Origin of the sequence: Streptomyces sp. NPDC057565, from assembly GCF_042801455.1 — a bacterium.
Taxonomy (GTDB): domain Bacteria; phylum Actinomycetota; class Actinomycetes; order Streptomycetales; family Streptomycetaceae; genus Streptomyces; species Streptomyces yanii.
The window spans coordinates 365305-387124 of record NZ_JBHVFU010000006.1; the positions used below are offsets into that span (position 1 = coordinate 365305).

The 21820-nt window shown below is 72.2% G+C and carries 13 protein-coding genes; 10 read left to right on the top strand and 3 right to left on the bottom strand.

Annotated features, from left to right (window positions below; all coding sequences use genetic code 11):
• The first annotated feature begins 2 nt into the window (after positions 1 to 2).
• The 8 genes from ACFU8W_RS16220 to moeZ all read left to right on the top strand — a co-directional run bounded on the left by ACFU8W_RS16220 (position 3) and on the right by moeZ (position 10808).
• The gene (locus ACFU8W_RS16220; protein ID WP_384036951.1) at positions 3 to 989 is read left to right on the top strand and encodes an ABC transporter permease; all 987 of its coding nucleotides are present in this window, start codon (positions 3 to 5) and stop codon (positions 987 to 989) included.
• On the top strand, positions 986 to 1975 hold the full coding sequence (locus ACFU8W_RS16225; protein WP_345510499.1) for an ABC transporter permease: 990 nt from the start codon (positions 986 to 988) through the stop codon (positions 1973 to 1975). Before ACFU8W_RS16220 ends, ACFU8W_RS16225 begins: the two co-directional genes overlap by 4 nt.
• Positions 1972 to 3648, top strand: a complete 1677-nt coding sequence (locus ACFU8W_RS16230) for an ABC transporter ATP-binding protein (protein WP_345510497.1) — start codon at positions 1972 to 1974, stop codon at positions 3646 to 3648. Before ACFU8W_RS16225 ends, ACFU8W_RS16230 begins: the two co-directional genes overlap by 4 nt.
• 191 nt (positions 3649 to 3839) lie before the next feature.
• Positions 3840 to 5585 carry a glycosyltransferase gene (locus ACFU8W_RS16235; RefSeq protein WP_384036955.1) on the top strand — a complete coding sequence of 582 codons (1746 nt, stop codon included), beginning with the start codon at positions 3840 to 3842 and terminating at the stop codon, positions 5583 to 5585.
• A gap of 967 nt (positions 5586 to 6552) precedes the next feature.
• Positions 6553 to 7593, top strand: coding sequence for a hypothetical protein (locus tag ACFU8W_RS16240; RefSeq protein WP_384037148.1), 1041 nt, complete (start codon positions 6553 to 6555; stop codon positions 7591 to 7593).
• A gap of 185 nt (positions 7594 to 7778) precedes the next feature.
• Positions 7779 to 8744 carry an NAD-dependent epimerase/dehydratase family protein gene (locus ACFU8W_RS16245; protein WP_384036958.1) on the top strand — a complete coding sequence of 322 codons (966 nt, stop codon included), beginning with the start codon at positions 7779 to 7781 and terminating at the stop codon, positions 8742 to 8744.
• Complete coding sequence (locus tag ACFU8W_RS16250) at positions 8732 to 9544, top strand: spherulation-specific family 4 protein (protein ID WP_384036961.1); 813 nt, start codon at positions 8732 to 8734, stop codon at positions 9542 to 9544. The genes ACFU8W_RS16245 and ACFU8W_RS16250 overlap by 13 nt, the downstream gene beginning before the upstream one ends.
• Positions 9545 to 9629: 85 nt before the next feature.
• Positions 9630 to 10808, top strand: a complete 1179-nt coding sequence (moeZ, locus tag ACFU8W_RS16255) for an adenylyltransferase/sulfurtransferase MoeZ (RefSeq protein ID WP_345510494.1) — start codon at positions 9630 to 9632, stop codon at positions 10806 to 10808.
• A gap of 305 nt (positions 10809 to 11113) precedes the next feature.
• Here the strand turns inward: moeZ and ACFU8W_RS16260 are convergent, their stop codons facing one another.
• From ACFU8W_RS16260 to ACFU8W_RS16270, 3 genes are all read right to left on the bottom strand, one after another.
• The gene (locus tag ACFU8W_RS16260; protein ID WP_384036963.1) at positions 11114 to 12694 is read right to left on the bottom strand and encodes an alpha/beta hydrolase; all 1581 of its coding nucleotides are present in this window, start codon (positions 12692 to 12694) and stop codon (positions 11114 to 11116) included.
• Between the two features lie 108 nt (positions 12695 to 12802).
• The gene (locus ACFU8W_RS16265; RefSeq protein WP_384036966.1) at positions 12803 to 14401 is read right to left on the bottom strand and encodes an alpha/beta hydrolase; all 1599 of its coding nucleotides are present in this window, start codon (positions 14399 to 14401) and stop codon (positions 12803 to 12805) included.
• A gap of 133 nt (positions 14402 to 14534) precedes the next feature.
• The gene (locus ACFU8W_RS16270; RefSeq protein ID WP_384036969.1) at positions 14535 to 17282 is read right to left on the bottom strand and encodes a lysylphosphatidylglycerol synthase domain-containing protein; all 2748 of its coding nucleotides are present in this window, start codon (positions 17280 to 17282) and stop codon (positions 14535 to 14537) included.
• Positions 17283 to 17518: 236 nt separating this feature from the next.
• Here ACFU8W_RS16270 and ACFU8W_RS16275 point away from each other — a divergent pair, with 236 nt between their 5' ends.
• Both ACFU8W_RS16275 and ACFU8W_RS16280 read left to right on the top strand, forming a co-directional pair.
• Positions 17519 to 17971 (top strand): MGMT family protein, encoded by a 453-nt coding sequence (locus ACFU8W_RS16275; protein ID WP_345510489.1) that lies wholly within the window; start codon positions 17519 to 17521, stop codon positions 17969 to 17971.
• A gap of 209 nt (positions 17972 to 18180) precedes the next feature.
• Positions 18181 to 21579, top strand: a complete 3399-nt coding sequence (locus tag ACFU8W_RS16280) for an ATP-dependent helicase (protein WP_384036972.1) — start codon at positions 18181 to 18183, stop codon at positions 21577 to 21579.
• The last annotated feature ends 241 nt before the right edge of the window (positions 21580 to 21820 follow it).

Genomic DNA, 21820 nt, shown 5'->3' on the forward strand with positions numbered 1-21820 from the left:
CCATGGCCGAAGCTCTGCTGGTCAAGGAGGCGGGCGTCGCTGCGGCGGCCCCCGCCTCCGGGGCCTCCTCGTTCTGGCGGCGGCTGCGCGCGCGGCGCTCCGCCGTCGTGGCGGCCGTGATCGTCGCGCTGCTGGTCCTGGTCGCGCTCGCGGCCCCGCTACTGGCGGGCATCGAGGGCCAGGACCCCACCACGTACCACGCGAACCTCGTCGACTCCGCCACCGGCGGCGTACCACTGGGATCGTTCGGCGGCATCAGCTCCGAGCACTGGCTCGGCGTCGAACCGCTCACCGGCCGCGACCTGTTCGCCCGCGTCGTGTACGGGGCGCGGGTCTCGCTCGGCGTCGCGCTGGCCGCGACCCTGCTCCAGGTGATCATCGGTGTGGTCGTCGGTCTCGCCGCCGGACTCGGCAACCGGTTCGTCGACCAGGCGCTCAGCCGCGTCACCGACATCGTCGTCGCCCTGCCCGTCATGGTGATCGCGCTCGGCGCGCTCGCCGTCGTCCCCGCCGGCTTCCCGCGCCCGGTGCTGATCGCCGCGATCGTCGGGCTGGTCGGCTGGTCCGGCATCTCCAAGATCGTGCGCGCCCAGACCCTCGCGCTGAAGTCGCTCGACCATGTGGCCGCCGCCCGGCTCAGCGGCTGGGGCGGCGGGCGGATCGCCCGGCGCGAACTGCTGCCCGCGCTCGCCGCACCCGTCATCACCTACGCCGTGCTGCTCTTCCCCGGCAACATCGTCGTCGAAGCGGCGCTGTCCTTCCTCGGTGTCGGCATCAAGCCGCCCACGCCGTCCTGGGGACAGATGCTCAGCGACGCCGACACCTGGTACCAGGCGGCGCCCACCTATCTGCTGATCCCCGCCCTGCTCATCTTCATCACCGTGCTGGCGCTGACCGTCCTCGGCGAAGGCGTACGCAACGCACTCGACCCGCGTGTCGCCTCGCGGCTGCGGATCGGCACCGGACGCAAGAAGGAGGCCGGAGGATGACCCGGTTCCTGCTGCGGCGCCTCGGCGGGGCGCTGTTCGTGCTCCTCGCCCTCAGCGTCGTCGTCTACGCCGCGTTCTACGTCGCCCCGGGCAACGTCGCGCAGATCGCCTGCGGGCCGCGCTGCTCACCCGCCCAGGTGGCGCAGGTCAGCGACCAGCTCCGGCTCGGCGACCCGCTGTACGTGCAGTACGCGCACTTCCTCCAGGGGATCTTCGTCGGCCACGACTACTCGACCGGCACCGGGATCCTGCACTGCCAGGCCCCCTGCCTCGGCCGCTCCTACCAGGACGACCAGCAGGTCACCCAGATGATCCTCACCAAACTTCCGGCCACCGCCTCGCTCGCCATCGGCGCCTTCGTGCTGTGGATCCTGCTCGGCGTCGGCACCGGACTGCTCTCGGTGTGGCGGCGCGGCCGAGCGACCGAGCGGATCCTCACCGGACTGACCCTGGCCGGCATGGCCACGCCGGTCTTCGTCGTCGGTCTGCTGCTGATCATCGTGTTCTGCTCGGCGCTGCAACTGCTGCCGTTCCCCGACTACGTACCGCTCACCGAGAACCCGGAGCAGTGGGCCTGGAACCTGCTGCTGCCCTGGGTCTCGCTGGCGCTGGTCTCCGCCGCTCCGTACGCTCGGATGACCCGGTCGTCCATGCTGGAGACCCTCGCCGAGGACCATGTGCGCACCTTCCGCGCGTACGGGGTGAGCGAACGCGGCCTCGTCGGACGGCATGCGCTGCGCGGCGCACTCGGCCCCGTGATCGCGCTCGGCGCGCTGGACATCGGCTCGATGTTCGGCGGCGCCGTCCTCACCGAATCGCTGTTCAACATCCCCGGCGTCGGACGTGAACTGGTCGACGCCGTGAAGAACGTCGACCTTCCGGTCGTCGTCGGCCTGGTGCTCGTCACCGGCTTCTTCGTCGTCCTTGCCAATGCCGTCGCGGACATCCTGCAGGCGATGGCCGACCGTCGGGTGGTGCTGTCATGAGCCTCGTCGAGGTCTCCGATCTGACGATCTCCTTCGACGGCGCGGCGGGCGCCCGGGCCGTGGACGGACTGTCCTTCACGCTGGAGGCGGGCGCCGCACTCGGTGTCGTCGGTGAGTCCGGCTCCGGCAAGAGCGCGTCGGCGTACGCCCTGCTCGGACTGCACCGGGGGACAGGAGCCACCGTCGGCGGCTCGATCCGCGTCGCGGGCGTGGATGTACAGGCCGCGACGGACGCGGAACTGCGGGCGCTGCGCGGGGCGAGGGCCGCGATGGTCTTCCAGGACCCGCTGTCGTCCCTGGATCCGTACTACGCGGTCGGCGACCAGATCGCCGAGGTGTACCGGGTCCACACGCGTGCCTCACGGCGGGCGGCGCGGGCGCGGGCCGTGGAGGTCCTCGACCGGGTCGGCATCCCCGACGCGGCACGGCGTTCCCGGTCCCGGCCGCACGAGTTCTCCGGCGGGATGCGGCAGCGCGCCCTCATCGCGATGGCGCTCGCCTGCGAGCCGCAGCTGCTGATCGCCGACGAACCGACGACCGCGCTGGACGTCACCGTCCAGGCCCAGATCCTCGACCTGCTGCACCACCTGCGCCACGAAACGGGCATGGGACTGCTGCTGGTCACCCATGACGTGGGCGTCGCGGCGGAGAGCGTCGACGACGTGCTGGTCATGCAGTCGGGCCGGGAGGTGGAGAGCGGGCCGGTCGCCGACGTGCTCGGTGCGCCCCGTCGGCCGTACACGCGCGAACTCCTCTCCGCGGTGCCGCGGGTGGACGCGAAGCGGGCGACACCGGCTGCGGCGCCGGATGTGAAGGGCGCGGTGCCGGTCCCGGCGCCGCGGGTTGCGGGCGGTGGCGAGCCGCTGCTCGAAGCCGTCGGCCTGCGGCGCGAATTCGGGCGCGGCAGCGGCCGGGTCATCGCCGTGGACGGCGTCTCCCTCACCGTCCACCGCGGCGAGACACTCGGCATCGTCGGCGAGAGCGGCAGCGGCAAGACGACGCTCGGCCGGATGCTCGTACGCCTCCTCGACCCGACCGGCGGCAGCCTCCGCTACGGGGGTGCGGAGATCGGCTCCCTGTCCGACAAGGCACTGCGGCCGTACCGGCGCGAGCTCCAGATGGTCTTCCAGGACCCCGTCGCCTCGCTCAACCCGCGCCGCTCGATCGGCGAATCCGTCGCCGATCCGCTGCGCGCCGCGGGCGTGCTCGACGACACCAGGATCCGGAGTCGTGTCCAGGAACTGCTGGAACGCGTCGGGCTCGACCCCGACCGGTACGACCGCTACCCGCACGAATTCAGCGGCGGACAGCGCCAGCGCGTCGGTATCGCCCGCGCGCTCGCCGCCGGCCCCGAGCTGATCGTCTGCGACGAACCGGTCTCCGCGCTCGATGTCACCACCCAGGCGCAGGTCACCGCACTCCTCGCCGAACTCCAGCGGGAACTGGGGCTCGGGCTGGTCTTCATCGCCCATGACCTGGCCGTCGTCCGGCAGGTCAGCGACCGGGTCGCGGTGATGCGGCAGGGCCGGATCGTCGAACAGGGCCGGGTCGACGAGGTCTACGGGGCGCCGCAGGATCCGTATACCAAGCAGCTCCTCGCCGCCGTGCCCGCGCTCGATCCGGCGCTCGCGACGGTGCGCCGGGCGGCCCGCAAGGAGCTGGCCGCAGCCTGACTCTGCATAACTGATCATCCTCTTAGCGCGACAGAACGCTACGGGGGCAGGAAAGTTACGACTGTTCACCCCTTTCGGTGGCGCGATGGACAACCGTCCGTCGCGCCACCCGCGTATCCGCATACGGTCGTCCCGCTGCGAGTCGCCAAAACCATCGGCGGCCGCCCACAGGGAAGATCGGGGTTGCGCTCGTGCGGATCGGACTCCTCACCGACGGTGGTTATCCGTATGCGACCGGTGAGTCCAGACTCTGGTGCGACCGTCTGGTGCGCGGGCTGACGCAGCACGAGTTCGACCTCTACGCGCTCAGCCGCTCCGCCGAGCAGGAGGCGCAGGGCTGGGTACAGCTTCCGATCCAGGTCAGCCGGGTACGGACGGCGCCGCTGTGGATGACCGACGAGGACATTCTGGGCGGGCACGTCCCCAAAGGGCTGCTCGCCCGGCTGGTGACCGGAGGGGGCGGGCGGTCGTACGGACGGCGCGAGCGGCGCCTGTTCACCGCGCACTTCACGGCGCTCGCCACGTCGATCTGCACGTCGGACGCGACCGCGGAGGGCGGCGATGGCGGATCGACGGCCGACGCCGCCGACGCGCAGTTCACCGACGGGCTGTACGGACTCGCCGAACTGGCCCGCGAACACGGCGGACTTCCCGCGGCGCTCCGCTCCGAGACAGCCGTGCGCGTACTGGAAGCAGTTTGCCGCGCCCGGGGCACCGGGCGGACCGTCCACGCAGCGACCGTCCCCGACATCCTCGCCCTCGCCGCGGAACTGGACCGCGTCCTGCGCCCGCTCTCCCTCGACTGGTACGACGAGGAGAGCCTCGGTGCGGTCGACCTCTGCCACGCGGCGTCCGGCGGGGCAGCGGCCCTGCCCGGGCTGTTGGCCAAACGCTTCTTCGGCGTCCCGCTGCTGGTCACCGAGCACGGCGTGCAGTTGCGGGCCCACTACCTCGCAGCGACCGGCACGGCCCTGGGCGCGCCGGTACGCGCCCTGCTCGCCGGGTTCCACGGACGGCTCGCCACCGAGGTGTACCGGCAGGCCGCGCTCATCACCCCCGGCAACACGCACGCACGCCGCTGGCAGGAACGGTGCGGTGCCGACCGTGCCAAGCTGCGCACGGTCTACCCCGGCATGGACGCCGCCCGCTTCGCAGCCCTGGGGGAGAGCAACGACGAGGGCGGTCCCGACACCCTGGTCTGGGTCGGCCGGATAGACCCGTCCAAGGACCTGATCGCACTGCTGCACGCCTTCGCACGGGTACGGAAGGCCGAACCGGACGCCCGGCTGCGGATCATCGGCGCACCGGCACCGGGTGCGGAAGGTGCCACGTACCTCGCGCACTGCCGGGCACTCGCCGCCCAGCTCTTCCCCGACGAGGCGGCCGACGCACACGCCGTAGGCGACAACCCGGTCTCCTTCGAGGACATCGGCGGCGCCGAGGTCTCGGACCTCGCCGAGGCGTACGCGGCGGGCGGGATCGTCGTCCTCTCCAGCGTCGTCGAGGGCTTCCCGATCAGTCTGGTCGAGGCGATGTTCTGCGGACGGGCCACGGTGTCGACGGATGTCGGCGCGGTCGTCGAGGTCATCGGCGGTACGGGTCTTGTGGTGCCCCCGCGCAACCCCCGGGCGCTTGCCGACGCGTGCATCACGCTGCTGCGCGACCCCGAGCGCCGTGCACGTCTCGGCGCGGCGGCGCGCGCCCGCGCCCTCGAACTCTTCACCGTCGAACAGAACCTCGCGGCATTTCGCGACATTTACCTGGAGCTGATCTCCCGCTCCCCGGTGCGCAGGGAGGCGGACGGCGCCCCGCGTCCGTTCGCGTCTCCGCCCGAGGCCCAGGTCCTGGGCAGCTGGACGGGTCCCGCGCACACCCCGAGCTGGGCCACCGAGGGCGCGTGCGCGGGTGCGCTCGGGACGGCGGACCGCGATGGGTGAGCAACAGACGTACAGAAGGACGAGCCGGTCCGGCGGACTCGGCATGGATCACGGAGGATTTCCCATGGGCGGCCGCCCGACCGAGGCGCTCGGCGTCCCCGGCACCACGACGACCGGCAGGAGCTGGGACCCCCGCTCGGAAGCCCTGGTCTCCGAACCCCGGGGCACGGAGATTTCCGCCCCGGCCCGGGAGCGGCCCGGGACGGGGGCGATGCCGGGCCTTGCGGGGGTGGGACCGCTGCGAACGGTGGCGGTGAGGGAGCATTCGCCGACGAGGGGGGCGACCGGGGGGCCGGACTCCCCGCAGGAACGGGACCCGGACGCGGATTCGCTGCGGGACCCGGCGCCGGATCGGGAATCGGCGCGGGTGCCGGACGTGACCGGGAGTCCGGCACCCGACTGCCCCGGGACTGCCGACGAGTCCCCTGCCGCCACGGGCGGGGCACTCACCGGCGTCGGAACCGCCGATGTGCGTGCGGACCCCGCAGAGCTCGCACAGCCCGGCGCCGGCGCTGCGCAGGGCGCCGGTGCTGCGGCGGAGAGCGCAGGCGCTTCCGAGGACGGTGTCCTCGCGGAGGCCGAGGCCGGTACAGCGCCCGAGGCCGGAGCTCTCGAGCAGGCCCCGACCCCTGCCGGGCCCGCCGCCTGCGCCCCGGGTGCGGCCGAGACCGAGACGCGGACCGACACGCCGGCCGAGACGCGGACGCAGACGCCGACCCGGACACATCCCGAGAGTGACGATGCACCCGCACTCACCCCCCGGGCCCCCGAGAGTGACGATGCACCCGCACTCACCCCCCGGGCCCCCGAGAGTGACGATGCACCCGCACTCACCCCCCGGGCCCCCGAGAGTGACGACGCACCCGCACTCACCCCCCGGGCCCCCGAGATCGCGGGCACCCGTGCCACCCCCGCACGCAAGCTCAGTGGATTCCGGCGCGGGCCCGTCGATCCCGTGAAGACCCTCATGCACCGCCACCGCGACCTGTGCGAACGCGCCGTCGACCCGCTGGAGATCGCCGCCGGGCTCGAAGCCCACGGGGTCACCGACCGCACCGCCGCCCGCTACCGGCACCGCGATGTCTTCTCGCTCGCCGAGGAGCTCTACGCGCGGGTGCCCGCCGTGACGGGGGAGCCGGCGCGCGCGGTGCCTCCCGCGCCGGTGCGCGACATCGAGACGCGCGCCGTCTGGTCGCTCCTCGCGCTGCTGCCCGGTGCGGCCTGCACCGCGACCGCCGTCGTCCTGAAACTCACCGAGGGAACACTCGGCGGCGGGGCGCGGCTCACCGTGTCCCTCAGCGGGGCACTCGTCGCGTTCCTCGGGCTCGGCCTCTGCCTGCGGAGCGGCCCCCTGCGCGCCCCGGAGGGCCGCTCCTCGGCGGCAGCCACCCTGTACGCGGGCTGGCTCCTCGGCTACGTCCTGTACGGCCAGGCGCTGCTCGACCAGGTCCTCAGCGGCGGCCCGGAAGGACCCTGGGCGCTCACCCCCGCACCCCTGCTGGGGCTTGCGCTCGCCGTCGCTCCCGCCGCCTGGTGCGCGCACCTCTTCTCCGTACACGCACATCGCAGACTCACCGGCAGCCGCGCACTGGAGGAGTTCGCCGCAGGGGCGCGCCCCCTCCTCCTCGGGACCGTCGCCCTCTTCCTCTGCGTGCTCTCGGGGCTGCTTTGCCTCGCCGAACTCGGGTACGGAGGCGGCGGCAGTCTCGTCGCGGCCGCCGCACTCGGCGTACTCCTCCTGCTCGCCCGGCTGCTGACCGTCCACGGCTTCCCGGAGCCCGCCACCACCGGACTCGCCGCCGCCTGCGCCGTCGAAGCGGCCGCCCCCGCCCTGATCCTGGCCGGGCGGCTGCCCGGCCTCGATGTCCTCGCCCGCCCCGTCTACGCGGTCATCGAGGCGGGCGGTACCGGAGCCGTACCCGCGATCGCCTGCGGCGCAGCCGCGCTCGGGCTGCTGATCCACGCCACCGTCGCCCTCTCCAGGGCGTCCGCCCACACCACCGCATAAGCCGCGATGAAGAGCCACTTCCTGTGCGACTCCCGCGGAGCCGACGCCGCGGGTCCTTGTCCCTCGGCGCCTGCCTTTTGGACCCGACAGGCACTTACCGCCCACCACCTCCCCAAGGAGACACCGGACATGACCCCCCAATCCCCCGCACCGGCAGCCCGCCGTCGGCACGAAGGGGGCACCCGATGAGGGTTCTGCTGCTCGGAGCCAACGGGTTCCTCGGCCGGTTCGTGGCCGACCGGCTGCTCGCCGACCCCGCCGTGCACCTCACGGCGCTCGGCCGCGGCGACGACGCCGACGTACGGTTCGACCTCGCGGGCGGTTCCCCCGGAGCACTCACCCGCTTCCTGGACGCCGTCCACCCCGGCGTCGTCGTCAACTGTGCGGGCGCCACCCGCGGCGGCGCCCGGGACCTGACCCGGCACAACACCGTCGCCGTCGCCACCGTCTGCGAGGCGATGCGGCGCAGCGCCTGCAGCGCCCGCCTCGTCCAGCTGGGCTGCTCCTCGGAGTACGGGCCCTCGCAGCCCGGCTCCTCGACGGCGGAGGACGCCATCCCGCGCCCGGGTGGGCCGTACGGCGTCTCCAAGCTCGCCGCCACCGAACTCGTCCTCGGCTCCGGCCTCGACGCGGTCGTACTGCGGGTCTTCTCGCCGGTCGGCCCCGGCACCCCGGCCGGCTCCCCGCTGGGCCGGCTCGCCGAGGCGATGCGCCGCGCCATGCAGTCCGGCGACGGCGAGCTGAAGCTCAGCGGCCTCGGGGTGCAGCGCGACTTCGTCGACGTACGGGACGTCGCCCGCGCCGTGCACGCCGCCTCGCTCTCCGCCGCGCAGGGAGTCGTCAACATCGGCACCGGCCGTGCCGTACGGCTCCGTGACGCCGCCGCCGTGCTTGCCAAGGTCGCGGGCTACCCGGGTGCGCTCCACGAGCTGGACACGCCCCCCGCACGGATGCCCATCGGCGCTCCCCGCACCTCCTCCGAGTCCGTCATCGAACACCTCTCGGCGACCCCGTCCCCGTACCCCGACGGCTGCGGCGCCTGGCAGCAGGCAGACGTGCGCACCGCCCGCGACCGGCTCGGCTGGCGGCCCCGGATCAACCTGGAGGAGTCCCTCGCCGACATCTGGATGGAGGCGGCATGCCGCATCTGACCAGCGCCGGAACGGCACGCAGGACCGGCGGCGCCGAGCAGCTCGGCTTCGGCGTCCCCGGCTACGCGCATCCGCTGCTCGCCCCCACCGAATGGGCCGAACTGGCCCGCCCCGGCACCCACCTGCACTGGGCGGTCCTCAACATCGACAGCGGTCCCGGCGCCCGGCCCGACCCGCACTGCCTGGAAGCCGCGGGCCGGCTCCGCAGCGCCCGCGAACGGGCCCTGGACGGCGAGACCGCGCAGGACATCGTCCGGGCAGGGGGAGGCCGACTGCTGGGCCACCTCGATCTGGCCCACGGTGACCGTCCGTTCGACGAGCTGATCACCGACGCGCAGTCCTTCCTCGACTGGTACCTCGTCGACGGCTTCTACCTGGACCGGTGTCCCGCCGACCGCGCCGATCTCCCGGCGATCCGCCGTCTCACCAGCACGCTCGCCATGCTCCTCGAGGACGGGCTGCTGGTGCTCGGGCACGGGACCCATCCGTATCCCGGCTACGCCGAGACCGCCGACCAGCTGGTCACCTTCTCCGGGGCCTGGACCGACTACCGCTGGTCGCAGGTGGCGGAGTGGACCGCCGCCTATCCGCCAGGACGCTTCGCGCACTTCGTGCACGGTGTTCCGCGCACCCACCTCGACGAGGCCATGCGCATCGCCCGCTGGCAGGGCGCGGGCACGATCTTCTTCACCGACCGCACCGTGCGGAGGGGCAGCAGGGAACAAACCGATCCATTCGCGGCGCTGCCCGAGTACTGGGACGAAATCGTCTCGCGGATCGGACCTGGTATCTCGGAATGAGAGGGGGCGTGGCAGTGTTACGGCAAGCACAACCGTACGTAGATGAAGTACGTAGAAACCGACCACCTGCATTGTTGAGGTTCCTGTGTCGCTGCCACCCCTGGTCGAGCCAGCTGCTGAGCTCACCGTCGACGAGGTCCGCAGGTACTCCCGCCACCTGATCATCCCGGATGTCGGGATGGACGGGCAGAAGCGGCTGAAGAACGCGAAGGTGCTCTGTGTGGGCGCCGGCGGTCTCGGCTCGCCGGCCCTGATGTACCTGGCCGCCGCCGGTGTCGGCACGCTCGGCATCGTGGAGTTCGACGAGGTCGACGAGTCGAACCTGCAGCGCCAGATCATCCACAGCCAGTCCGACATCGGCCGTTCCAAGGCGGAGTCCGCCAAGGACTCGGTCCTCGGCATCAACCCGTATGTGAACGTGATCCTTCACGAAGAGCGGCTCGAGGCCGAGAACGTGATGGAGATCTTCTCCCAGTACGACCTGATCGTGGACGGCACGGACAACTTCGCCACCCGCTATCTCGTCAACGACGCTGCGGTACTGCTGAACAAGCCGTACGTGTGGGGTTCGATCTACCGCTTCGACGGCCAGGCGTCCGTCTTCTGGTCCGAGCACGGTCCCTGCTACCGCTGCCTCTACCCGGAGCCGCCGCCCCCCGGCATGGTCCCGTCCTGCGCCGAGGGCGGCGTCCTGGGCGTGCTCTGCGCGTCCGTCGGCTCCATCCAGGTCACCGAGGCCATCAAGCTGCTCGCCGGTGTCGGCGACCCGCTGGTCGGCCGACTGATGATCTACGACGCCCTGGAGATGCAGTACCGCCAGGTCAAGGTCCGCAAGGACCCCGACTGCGCGGTCTGCGGCGAGAACCCGACCGTCACCGAACTCATCGACTACGAGGCCTTCTGCGGCGTCGTGTCCGAGGAGGCCCAGGAGGCGGCGCTCGGCTCCACGATCACTCCGAAGCAGCTCAAGGAGTGGATCGACGCGGACGAGAAGATCGAGATCATCGACGTCCGTGAACCGAACGAGTTCGAGATCGTCTCGATCCCCGGCGCGAAGCTGATCCCGAAGAACGAGTTCCTGATGGGCAACGCCCTCCAGGACCTCCCGCAGGACAAGCGCATCGTCCTGCACTGCAAGACCGGCGTCCGCAGCGCCGAGGTCCTCGCGGTCCTCAAGTCGGCGGGCTTCGCCGACGCGGTGCACGTCGGTGGCGGCGTGATCGGCTGGGTCAACCAGATCGAGCCCGAGAAGCCGGTGTACTAGTGCCCCTCCCGGCAAGCTTTGCCCCGTCGCGCCGCCCAGCACGCACACTCGCTGCGTTGGCCAAAAGCCCTGGTAGCTCCTTCCCCAAGCTCTCAACTCCGTTCGAGCAGGGGAGACCCCATCCAAGGGCTTCCGGCCGCCTTGCGATCGCACGCACCGGACGACGCTCCTCATGGGGCAAACATTGCCGGTCACGGCACTAGTGCCCCTCCCGGCAAGCTTTGCCCCGTCGCGGCACTAGAGGCGAAGAGCTTCGAAGGGGCCGGTCCGCATCATGCGGGCCGGCCCCTTCTCCGTTCACTCCGTCACGAACAGGTCCTGCCGTCCGTGGGGACCTTCCCGTCCAGGAAGTACGCGTCCACCGTCGACGTCACACAACTGCTCACACCGTACGAGCCGTGGCCCTCGCCCTTGTTGGTGAGCATGATGCCGACGCCCTTGCCCAACTCGTCCGCCATCCTCTGCGCTCCCTCGTAGGGTGTCGCAGGGTCGCCGGTCGTGCCGATGACGAGGATCGGACCGGCGCTCGGAGCGCTCGCCTCCGGGGTGTCCAGCTCACCCTTCACCGGCCAGTCGGAACACCAGCCGGCCGTGTCCCACGCCAGGAACGGGCCGAAGACCGGGGACAGCTTCCGGAACTCGGGCAGCAGGGCCCTGGCTTCCGCGACCGTCGGCCGGAGGCTGCTGTCCGCGCAGGAAATGGCGCGCTGCGAGTGGTTCTGGGTGTCGTAGTGTCCCTTCTCGTCACGACCGTTGTACTGGTCGGCCAGCTGCAGCAGCAGATTGCCGGTGCCCTGCTTCTCCGCCTCGTCCAGCGCGTTCGTCAGGACGGGCCAGCTGCTCCTGGAGTAGAGCGGCAGCACGATGCCGGTGACCGCCATCGCCTCGTTGAGCTCGCGGCCCGAGCCGGTCGGCAGCGGCTTCCTGTCGATCCGCTCCAGCATCCGGGCGATGCGCTGCGTGCCGGCCTTCGGGTCCTGGCCGCGGTCCTTGAAGTAGTTCTCCAGGGCCCGCTGGAAGCCGGTCGTCTGGTTGCGGGCGTGCCCGATCGTGTCGGCGGTCGGGTCGACGACCGCGTCGAGGACCGTGCGTCCCACGTTCTTCGGGAAGAGGTGCGCGTACGTTCCGCCGAGCTCCGTACCGTACGAGACGCCGAAGTACGTCATCTTCCTGTCGCCGAGAACCTGGCGGATCAGGTCCAGGTCCCGGGCGGCGTTCGTCGTACCGACGTACGGCAGGACCTTGCCCGAACGGCGCTCGCAGCCGGCGCCGAAGTCCGCGCCGTCCTTCATGAAGGCCGCCTCCTCGGCCGCCGTGTCCGGAGTCATGTCGACCTTCCGGTTGGCGTCCTCCTGCTCCCGGTCGGTGCGGCAGTTCACGCCGGCGCTGGCCGCGACCCCGCGTGGGTCGAAACTCACCAGGTCGTAGCGGGCGTTGAGCTTCCCGTACGAGCCGGCGGCGCGCGGCAGTATCGAGACGCCGGAACCGCCGGGGCCGCCGAAGTTGAACAGCATCGAGCCGAGCCGGCGGCTCTTGTCCCGGGCCTCCTTGCGGATCAGCGCAATCCCGATCGTGCTGCCGTCCGGCTTCGTGTAGTTCAGCGGCACCTTGACCGTCGCGCACCGCCAGTCGACGCCGGGTGCGGTGCCGCCCTCGGGGGCCTTGCACCGGTTCCAGTCCGGGCGCTGGGAGGTGAGGGACGCGGGCAGGGCGGGCAGGGCCGGCTTCCCGTCCGAGGCCTTGGACGATCCGGTGGACGAGGGGGCGGCGCCGGCGCTCGCCTTGTCGTCCGACGCAGGGTCCGTACCCCCGCCGCAGCCCGCAAGTACCCCCGTGAACAGCAGTGCGGCAGCGGCCAGCGCTCCGGCGCGTGCATGGTGGACCACGTGTACGTCCCTCCCCTTGGTGCCTGTGCGTACGGCGTGCGGCGGCAGGCCAGGGCCCGTGAGCCCGGCGTGATCCGGAACGGGGCCTGGGCGCCGCCGCCGACAGCTTCAGCGGCAGACGGTACCGGCCGCCGGGACCGTGCCGTCCAGCAGGTAGCCGACCACCGTCTTCTTCACACAGGTGTTGCCGCTGTTGTACGCGCCGTGTCCCTGGCCCTCGTAGGTCAGCTGCACCCCGACGCCCTGGCCCAGCTCATCCGCCATCGCCTTTGCACCCTTGTACGGGGTCGCCGGGTCGCCCGTGTTGCCGATGACCAGGATGGGCGCCGCGCCGGGAGCACTGACGTCCGGGGTCTCCCACGCACCCGCGACCGGCCAGTCGGTGCACTGCATCAGACCCCAGCCCATGTAGTCGCCGAAGACCGGCGACGCCTTCTGGAACTCCGGGATCAGCGCCCTCGTCCCGTCGACGGTGAACCGCTGCTTCGAGTCGGCGCAGTTGACGGCCGCGTTGGCGGCCGTCGAGTTGTCGTACCGGCCGTTCCGGGAGCGGCCGTTCAGCGAGTCGGCGAGAGCCAGGAGCAGCGCGCCGTTCCCGCCGTCCGCCTCGTCGATGCCCTGTTCCAGCAGCGACCAGGTCTCCTTGGAGTAGAGCGAGGCCGCGATTCCGGTGGTGGCCTGGGACTGCGTCAGCTGCCGGGATCCGAGCCCCTGGATCGGCTGCTTGTCCAGCCGGTCGAGAAGTTCGGCGATCCCCTGCTCGACCTCCTTCCCGGTGGTACCGGGAAGCTTGCAGGCGGCGCCGCGATCCGCGCAGTTCTGGGTGAAGTTGTCCAGCGCCAGCTGGAAGCCCTTCGCCTGGCCGAGGGAGGACTGCTTGTAGTCCTCGGTCGGGTTGACGACCCCGTCGAGCACCGCCCTGCCGACCTTCTTCGGGAACAAGTGCGCGTAGACGCCGCCCAGTTCGGTGCCGTACGAGATGCCGAAGTAGTGCAGCTTGTCGTCGCCGAGCACCTGGCGCATCAGATCCATGTCGCGGGCGGCGTTGGTGGTGCCGACGTGGGGGAGTTCGGAGCCGGAGTTCTTCTCGCAGGCCGCGGCGAACATCCTCTGCTGGTTGAGGAGGGCCTTCTCCTCGGCGGCGTCGTCCGGGGTGGCGTCGCTCTGGAAGCGCGCGTCGAGCTGTTTGTCGTTCTCGCACTTCACCCCGTAGCTGCGGCCGACCCCGCGGGGATCGAAACTCACCAGGTCGTAACGGGTACGGAGGCTGGCGTAGGTGGGGCCGAAGGCCGGCAGCGTGGCGACGCCGGAGGCGCCGGGGCCGCCGAAGTTGAAGATGAGCGAGCCGATTCGCTTGTTCTGGTTGACGGCCTTGGCGCGGATCAGCGCCAGCGAGATCGTGTTGCCGTCCGGCTTCGCGTAATCGAGCGGGGCCTTCATGAAGGAGCACTCCCACGCGGCGCCGCCGGGGAGCGGGGTCGGGGCGGTTCCGCCGCCCTGTGCCGTGGACGGGGCGGGGCAGGGTTTCCATGTCAGTTTCTGGGAGGCCAGGTCGGCCGATCCTGATGGGTCGGCGGCGTTCGCCGCGTGCGGAGAGTTCTTCGTACGGTCCGTGTCGTTGCTGTTGTCCGAACAGGCGGTGAGGGGCAGCAGAACGGTGGCGGTGGCCGCGAGGGTTGCGGCGCGCAGGGCAGGGGAGGTCCTCATCGCCCCATCGTGCGACGGCGCGCGGGGCGGCGCGCGGGACACCGGTCCAAGTGGGTGGCCCCGGTGGGGCTGACCTGGGGCAGAGGCCGTGGAGGGTCTCCCCGACGGGCGGTCTCCACAGGGCGGCGGCGTGTCAGAGGGCGCCCTTGCGGGTGAGGTGGTTGAAGCAGAGCCAGCCGGGCAGAACCGGCAGCCACAGGGTCATCAGCCGGTACAGCAGCACGGCGGGCGCCGCGACCTCCTTCGGCAGACCGACCGCGATGAGTCCCAGCGTCAGTGCGCCCTCGACCGCACCCATACCGCCCGGCGTCGGCGCCGCCGACCCCAGTGCGTTGCCGGCGAGGAAGACCACCGCGATGCTCGCGTAGCTGAGCTGCGGCACATCGGGACCGCTGAACGCCCGGATCGACGCGTCCAGGCACAGCACGAACAGGATGGTCAGCAGCAGCATGCCGCCGATACCGGTGAACAGCTTCTGCGGGCGCTGTACGACGTCGAGCATGCGCGGTACGACCCCGGCGAACAGCGACCGCAAGCGCGTCACCACGAACTTCCGCAGGAACGGGATCGCGGTCACCACCAGGACCAGCACCGCGACCGTCAGCAGTCCGGCGATCACCGTCCGGGACGGGGTGAGCGACGACGGAGTCTTCTCGGTCCCGGTCAGATATCCGAACGCGGCCAGCAGCAGGATGTGGCAGCCGAGCCCGAACAGCTGCGAGGCGCCGACACTCGCGACGGCGAGCCCCGGGCGTACCCCGGAACGCTGCAGGAACCGCGTGTTCAGCGCCACGCCGCCGACTGCGGGCGGCGCGACGATCTTCACGAACGAACCGGCCACCTGGGCGAGCACGGTCTTGACGAACGGCACCCGCTCCGGCACGAACCCCAGCAGGCTCATCGCCGCCGCGATGTAGCTGAGCGCCGAGAACCCGAGCGCCGCCGCCACCCAGCCCCACTCCGCCTGCTCGACGACCGCGCCGAAGTCGGCCTCCGTGACCTGGGAGATCAGGAAGTACGCGGCGATCGCGCCGGCGATGAAGCTGAGCAGCGTGCGCGGCTTGATCCGCTCCAGCCGGACCGGCTCCACGGGTGCCTGCGGCCGGATCAGCAGCACCTGGCGGCGGATCTGGGTCAGCAGATCCTCCTCCCGGGCCTCGTCCAGGGCATCGTCTATCGCGCGCTTCTCCGCGCGCTTCTCCGCCTGCTTCTCGTTGCGGAGCGCCTTGCGGTCGGCAGGGACCGGTGCCTGTGCCTCCTGGGCCTTGGCGAGCCTTGCCGCGTCCGACGCCGCGATCACCGCCTCGCGCTCGCGCTGCGACCGCTCGCGGGCCAGCCTCCGCAGCGCCGCCCGGGTGGAGCGGCTGAGGGCGATCGGCTGGAGCAGCGGCAGGCAGTCCGCCACGGCATCGGGGCCGAGGACTTCGAGCGCCGTCGCGACGGCCCGCTCGGCCCCCACCCGCAGACCGGTGGTGGTGAGCAGCTGTGCGATGTCCATCCGCAGCAACAGATCACCGGCCGCGATCTCACCGCCGCGCAGATCGGTCACGAACACGGTGCCCGAACCATCCACCAGGATCGCGTCGCCGGTGAGCCTGCGGTGCGCGATCCGCCGGGACTGGAGCGCCTTCACCTGCCGCCAGGCACCGCGCACCAGGTCGTCGGTGATCTCCACGTCCTCCAGCGCATCGAGGGAGCGCCCGCCGATGTGCTCGTACACCAGCATCACGGCGTCGGGACCGAGCTCCGAGGTGGCGATCAGCTTGGGGGCGTTGGCTCCGGCGGCGATCGCCGCGTACGCGAGGAGCGCCTCCTGCTCCAGGGCCTGGCGCAGCGACTGGATGGACCGGCGCTGGGTGATGCCGCGCAGGGTGAGTCTGCGCCACACCCGGTAGAAGAAGCCCTGTGCCTGCTGTTCCCGGTCGACGACCGTCACATCCAGCGGCAGACCGTCCTCCAGGGAGACCAGATAACGGCGGCCCCGGTCGCTCGGGTCGCCGGAGTCGGGGGTGTCCTCGGAGCGCATCGCGGTGACCGGGCGGAAGCCCACGTGACGCAGACCGGCCATCAGATGCTGACCGGTCGGCCGGACGTTCGGCGAGCCGACCGTGTACAGCGTGCCGTACGCGACGGTCCAGCCGATCAGCACGGTGAGGACGATCGAGAACGGGGTCGTGTAGCCGCCCACCAGCATGGCGAAGGCGTCGAGCAGCAGCACCACCCACAGCACGACCCGCCAGCGCGGCCGTCTCGCCATCCCGACCGCCGTCATGTAGGCGATCACGGGTGCGAGATAGCCGTGTACGGGATCGGTGAGTGCGGCACCGGGCTGAGGCTGGGTGAGGGCGTCCTGAATGGTGCCGGGGGCGGACTTGGCGACCCAGAGGTCGGTGGCGAGCGTCACCCCGTGGGCGAGGACGGCGGCGAGGACACCGTCCGCGATCCGCAGCCCGTCGCGTTTGATCAGCCGCTCGATGGCGAAGGCGACGGGGACCAGCAGCACCGCGATGCTGGAGACCAGGCCGGCGAGCTTGATCAGAACGTCGGGTGCCTGGTCCGTTCCCTTGTTGATGTCGTTTTCGAGACCGGTGGTCGTGCCGTGGGCGAACGCGGCGATGGAGAGCAGGACGACGATCGCGAGGAGACCGACGAGAACCCGCATGAGGTCGGAGGGGCGGTGCACCCGGGCGGGGAGCAGCGGCTCGTCACCGGAGACCCGGTCGGCCTGTTCGGCCTCTGCGACGGTCGAGAGGGTGGATCCGACCAGATGGCGCGGGGCGGACACCCGCTCCTCGCGCTTCTGCGTCGACCTCTGCTGCTCCCGCCGCTCTTCCGGGCGCCGCTCGGCGTCAGAGGCGTCGGCCGCCTTCGGTGGCTGCACGCCCTGCTCCTTCGTCGCCTCTGATTGGTCTTCGTGGTCTCGTATCACCGGTCACCGCCCGCATGATGGTGGCACGGCCCGGAGGCAGAGTGGGGTGTCAGGGTGCACTGCACGGTCGCGCGATGCGCAAGATACGCCCCTTTGCTCGTGCGTGCACACTCAGTGAGTGCGCGCCTACGCGTCCATCGGCCGGGGACCGGGCCGGACTGTCGGTGGCGTACGGCACCATGGGCCGGATGAGCCAACACCGGACGAGCGACGACGGGGCGAGGGGCGACCGGGCGCCCGACGCGTCGCCGGAGTACGACGCACTGCCCGAGTACGCGGAGCGCGTGCTCGATGTCGCCGACCTGATTCCGCCCGGCCGCGTCATGACGTACGGCGATGTCGCGGAGTGGCTGGGGGAGGGCGGCCCGCGCCAGGTCGGCCGGGTCATGGCGCTGTACGGCGCCGCGGCGCCGTGGTGGCGGGTGGTGCGGGCCGACGGGGCGCTGCTGCCCGGTCACGAGCTGCGGGCGCTGGACCACTACCACGAGGAGAGCACCCCGCTGCGCGAGGCCCCGCGCAGCGCGGAGGGCCATCTGCCACGGCTCGACATGAAGCGCGCGCGGTGGGACGGCGTGACCGGTGGGGGCGGGGGCACCGACCGGGACGGGGACCAGGACGGGGTCGGGGGAGCTCACACCTGACAGCTTCCGCCATTCGGCCCCATGACGGGCAGAGCCGGGCCCGCTCGATGGACGAGAAAACCTGCGTGACCTGCCGTGCGACGCGGAACGTGACGTTCGACGCAGTGGACCCGCCGCATCCCACGCCCCCACTGGCGTAGCGTCGACAGTTCGCGGCAGGCACCCCCGCTCCCTCACCATCAGCACACCCCCCAGGACCGGCGATCCACGTGAGCTCCTCCTTCACCCGGCACAGTCCGCACCGTCAGGCACGGCAGGGGGTCCCCCCACGCCCGCAGGGGCGTGGGGGGAGGACCACGGGCGCGTACCGACTGGTGCGTACCCCGCCGGGTTCCGTGGACCCCCCTGTTCTGGACGCAGCGCAACAGACGGTGGTTGATCACCCCGGCGGCCCGCTGCTGGTCCTCGCCGGACCGGGCACCGGCAAGACGACCACGCTCGTCGAAGCGGTCGCCGCCCGCGTCGCCAGGGGCGGCGACCCGGGCCGCATCCTGGTCCTCACGTTCAGCCGCAAGGCGGCGGTGGAGCTGCGCGACCGGATGGCCGCCCGGCTCGGTGCCGCCCGCGGCCCGCAGGCCACCACGTTCCACTCCTTCTGCTACGCACTGGTCCGCGCCCATCAGGACGCCGACCTCTTCGCCGACCCGCTGCGGCTGCTCTCCGGACCCGAGCAGGACGTCACCGTCCGCGATCTCCTGGCCGGCCAGCTCGAACTGGAACAGGAGGGCATCGCGCACATTCGCTGGCCCGACGAGCTGCGGGCCTGCCTGACCACGCGGGGCTTCGCCGACGAGGTACGCGCGGTGCTCGCCCGCAGCCGCGAGCTGGGCCTCGGCCCGGATGCCCTCGCCGACTTCGCGCGCCGTACCGGCCGCCCGGACTGGGGCGCGGCCGCGGCCTTCCTCGCCGAGTACCTGGACGTGCTCGACGCACAGGGGGTGCTGGACTACGCGGAGCTGGTCCACCGGGCGGTGCTCCTGGCCGAGCGCCCCGAGGTGTCGGCGGTGCTGGCCGGGGCGTACGACGCGGTGTTCGTCGACGAGTACCAGGACACGGACCCGGCGCAGGTGCGGCTGCTGCACGCGCTGGCGGGCAACCGCGGGAGCGCGCCGGGGGCCGGCGGCGGCCGGGACCTGATCGCCTTCGGCGACCCGGACCAGTCGATCTACACGTTCCGGGGCGCCGACGTGAACGGCATCCTCGACTTCCCTGAGACGTTCCGGCGGGCGGACGGCGGCCCGGCCCCGGTCGGCGTCCTCACCACGTCGCGCCGCTCCGGCGCACAGCTGCTGGCCGCCACCCGGCTGCTCACCCGCCGGATGCCGCTGACCCGGCTGCCGTCGGCGAAGGTCCGCGCCCACCGGGAGCTCGCCGCGGTACGCGAGGGCGGGCGCGTCGAGACGTACACCTACCCGACCGCCTCCACCGAGCTGGACAACATCGCCGACCTGCTGCGCCGCGCCCACCTGGAGGACGGCGTGCCATGGAACGAGATGGCGGTGCTGGTACGTGCCGGGGGCCGCACGATCCCCGCGGTGCGCCGCGCCCTGACGTCGGCGGGCGTGCCTCTGGAGGTCGACGGCGACGACCTCCCGCTGCGCCACGAACCCGCTGTGGCCCCGCTCCTCACCGCCCTCCGCACGGTCGCCACGGCCGCGCTGCACCGCACGACGGCTGCGGAGCCGACGGCCCCGGACGACGGCACCGCCCCCGCGTCCGAGGGGCCCGCCGCCCCCTGGCTCGACACCGAGACCGCCCTCACCCTCCTCACCTCCCCCCTCGGCTCCATGGACGCCGCCGATCTGCGCCGGCTCGGCCGGGCGCTGCGCGACGAGGAGCGGGCCGCCGGGAACCGGGTACCGCCGCCCTCCGGCGAGCTGCTGGCCCGTGCGCTCGCCGAACCCGAACGCCTCGTCGCACACGACCCCGCGTACGCCCGCGGTGCCCAGCGCCTCGGCGCGTTGCTGCGCAAGGCACGCGAACTCCTCGAAGGCGGCGGCACCGCCGAAGAGGCCCTGTGGGAGCTGTGGGCGGGCACCCCCTGGCCGGGGCGGCTCGAACGCGCCGCGCTGCGCGGCGGCGCGGGCGGCCGCAACGCCGACCGCGATCTCGACGCCGCCTGCGCACTCTTCGACACCGCGGCCCGCGCCGAGGAACGCACCGGCGGCCGCGGCGCGCTCAACTTCCTCGAAGAGATCGACGCCCAGGACATCGCCGCCGACACGCTCTCCAAGCGGGTCGGACGCCCCGACGCCGTACGGCTGATGACCGCGCACCGCTCGAAGGGTCTGGAGTGGCGGCTGGTCGTTGTCGCCGGGGTGCAGGAGGGGCTCTGGCCGGACCTGCGCCGCCGCGGCTCGCTGCTCGAGGCGGACCGGATCGGCCGCGACGGCCTTGCCGAACCGCTCACCCCCGGCGCCCTCCTCGCCGAGGAACGACGCCTCTTCTACGTGGCGGCGACCCGCGCACGGGAACGGCTGATCGTCACCGCGGTGAAGGCCCCCGCCGACGACGGCGACCAGCCGTCCCGCTTCCTCACCGAGCTGGGCATCGAACCGCGCGACGTCACCGGACGCCCGCGCCGCCCGCTCGCCGTCGCCGCGCTCGTCGCCGAGCTGCGCGTCACCACCGTCGACCCCGACGCCTCCGACGCCCTGCGCGACGAGGCCGCCCACCGGCTGGCCCGGCTGGCCGCGCTCACGGACGACGAGGGGCAGCCGCTCGTGCCGTCGGCCCATCCGTACCGTTGGTGGGGGCTGTACGAGCCGACCCGCTCGGCCGTCCCGCTCCGCGACCGGGACCACCCCGTGGCGCTCTCCGGCAGCGCACTCGACCAGCTGGCCAACACCTGCGCCCTGCAGTGGTTCCTCGGCCGCGAGGTGAAGGCGGACGCCCCGGCGACGGCCGCGCAGGGCTTCGGCAACGTCGTGCACGTACTCGCCGACGAGGTCGCCTCCGGCCGTACCCCCGCCGACCTGGCGGTCCTGATGGAGCGCCTCGACTCCGTCTGGGACGGGCTGGTCTTCGACGCCCCCTGGAAGTCGCAGCAGGAGAAGGAGCAGGCGAGGGCCGCTCTCGAACGCTTTCTGCGCTGGCATGTCATGGACCGCACCGGCCGCACCTCCGCCGCGAGCGAGCACGACTTCGACGTGACGCTCGAAGCGGGGGAGTACGAGGTACGGATCCGCGGCTCCATGGACCGCGTCGAACGGGACGCCGACGGCCGTGCGTACGTCGTCGACTTCAAGACCGGCAAGCAGTCCCCGACGAAGGACGAGGTCGCCCGCCACCCCCAGCTCGCCGTGTACCAGCTGGCCGTCCGGGAGGGGGCCGTCGACGAGATCTTCGACGGCCACCGACCCGCCCCCGGTGGCGCCGAACTCGTCCACCTGCGGCAGCCGGCCCCGAAGAAGGAGGGCGGCGACGCCCTTCCCAAGGTGCAGGCCCAGGAACCGCCCACCACCGAGTGGGTCTCCGACCTGCTGGCCACGGCCGCGGGCCGGGTCCTGGACGAACGCTTCACACCCACGACCGGGCAGCACTGCACCCATTGCACGTTCCGGGCCTCGTGCAGCGCTCAGCCCGAGGGCCGCCACATCCTGGAGTGACCGGGTTGCGGCTCCGGCCGGTCGAGTTGAGCCACAGCAGTCGTCGGCGTGCAGCCGACGACAACCCTGAGGCGGCAGTCCCGCAGGATCGTGCGGTCCGGATCATCCGCTGCGATCACCCCACTCACCGTGCGATCCCTGTGTGGCCGCGCCACCGGTCGGCGATGGTCCCGGAGCGGCCCGTGGCGGAGGCCACATCTGCCCCAGGGGGCCCGGATGCTCCCAGCCGGCCCGTCTCGTG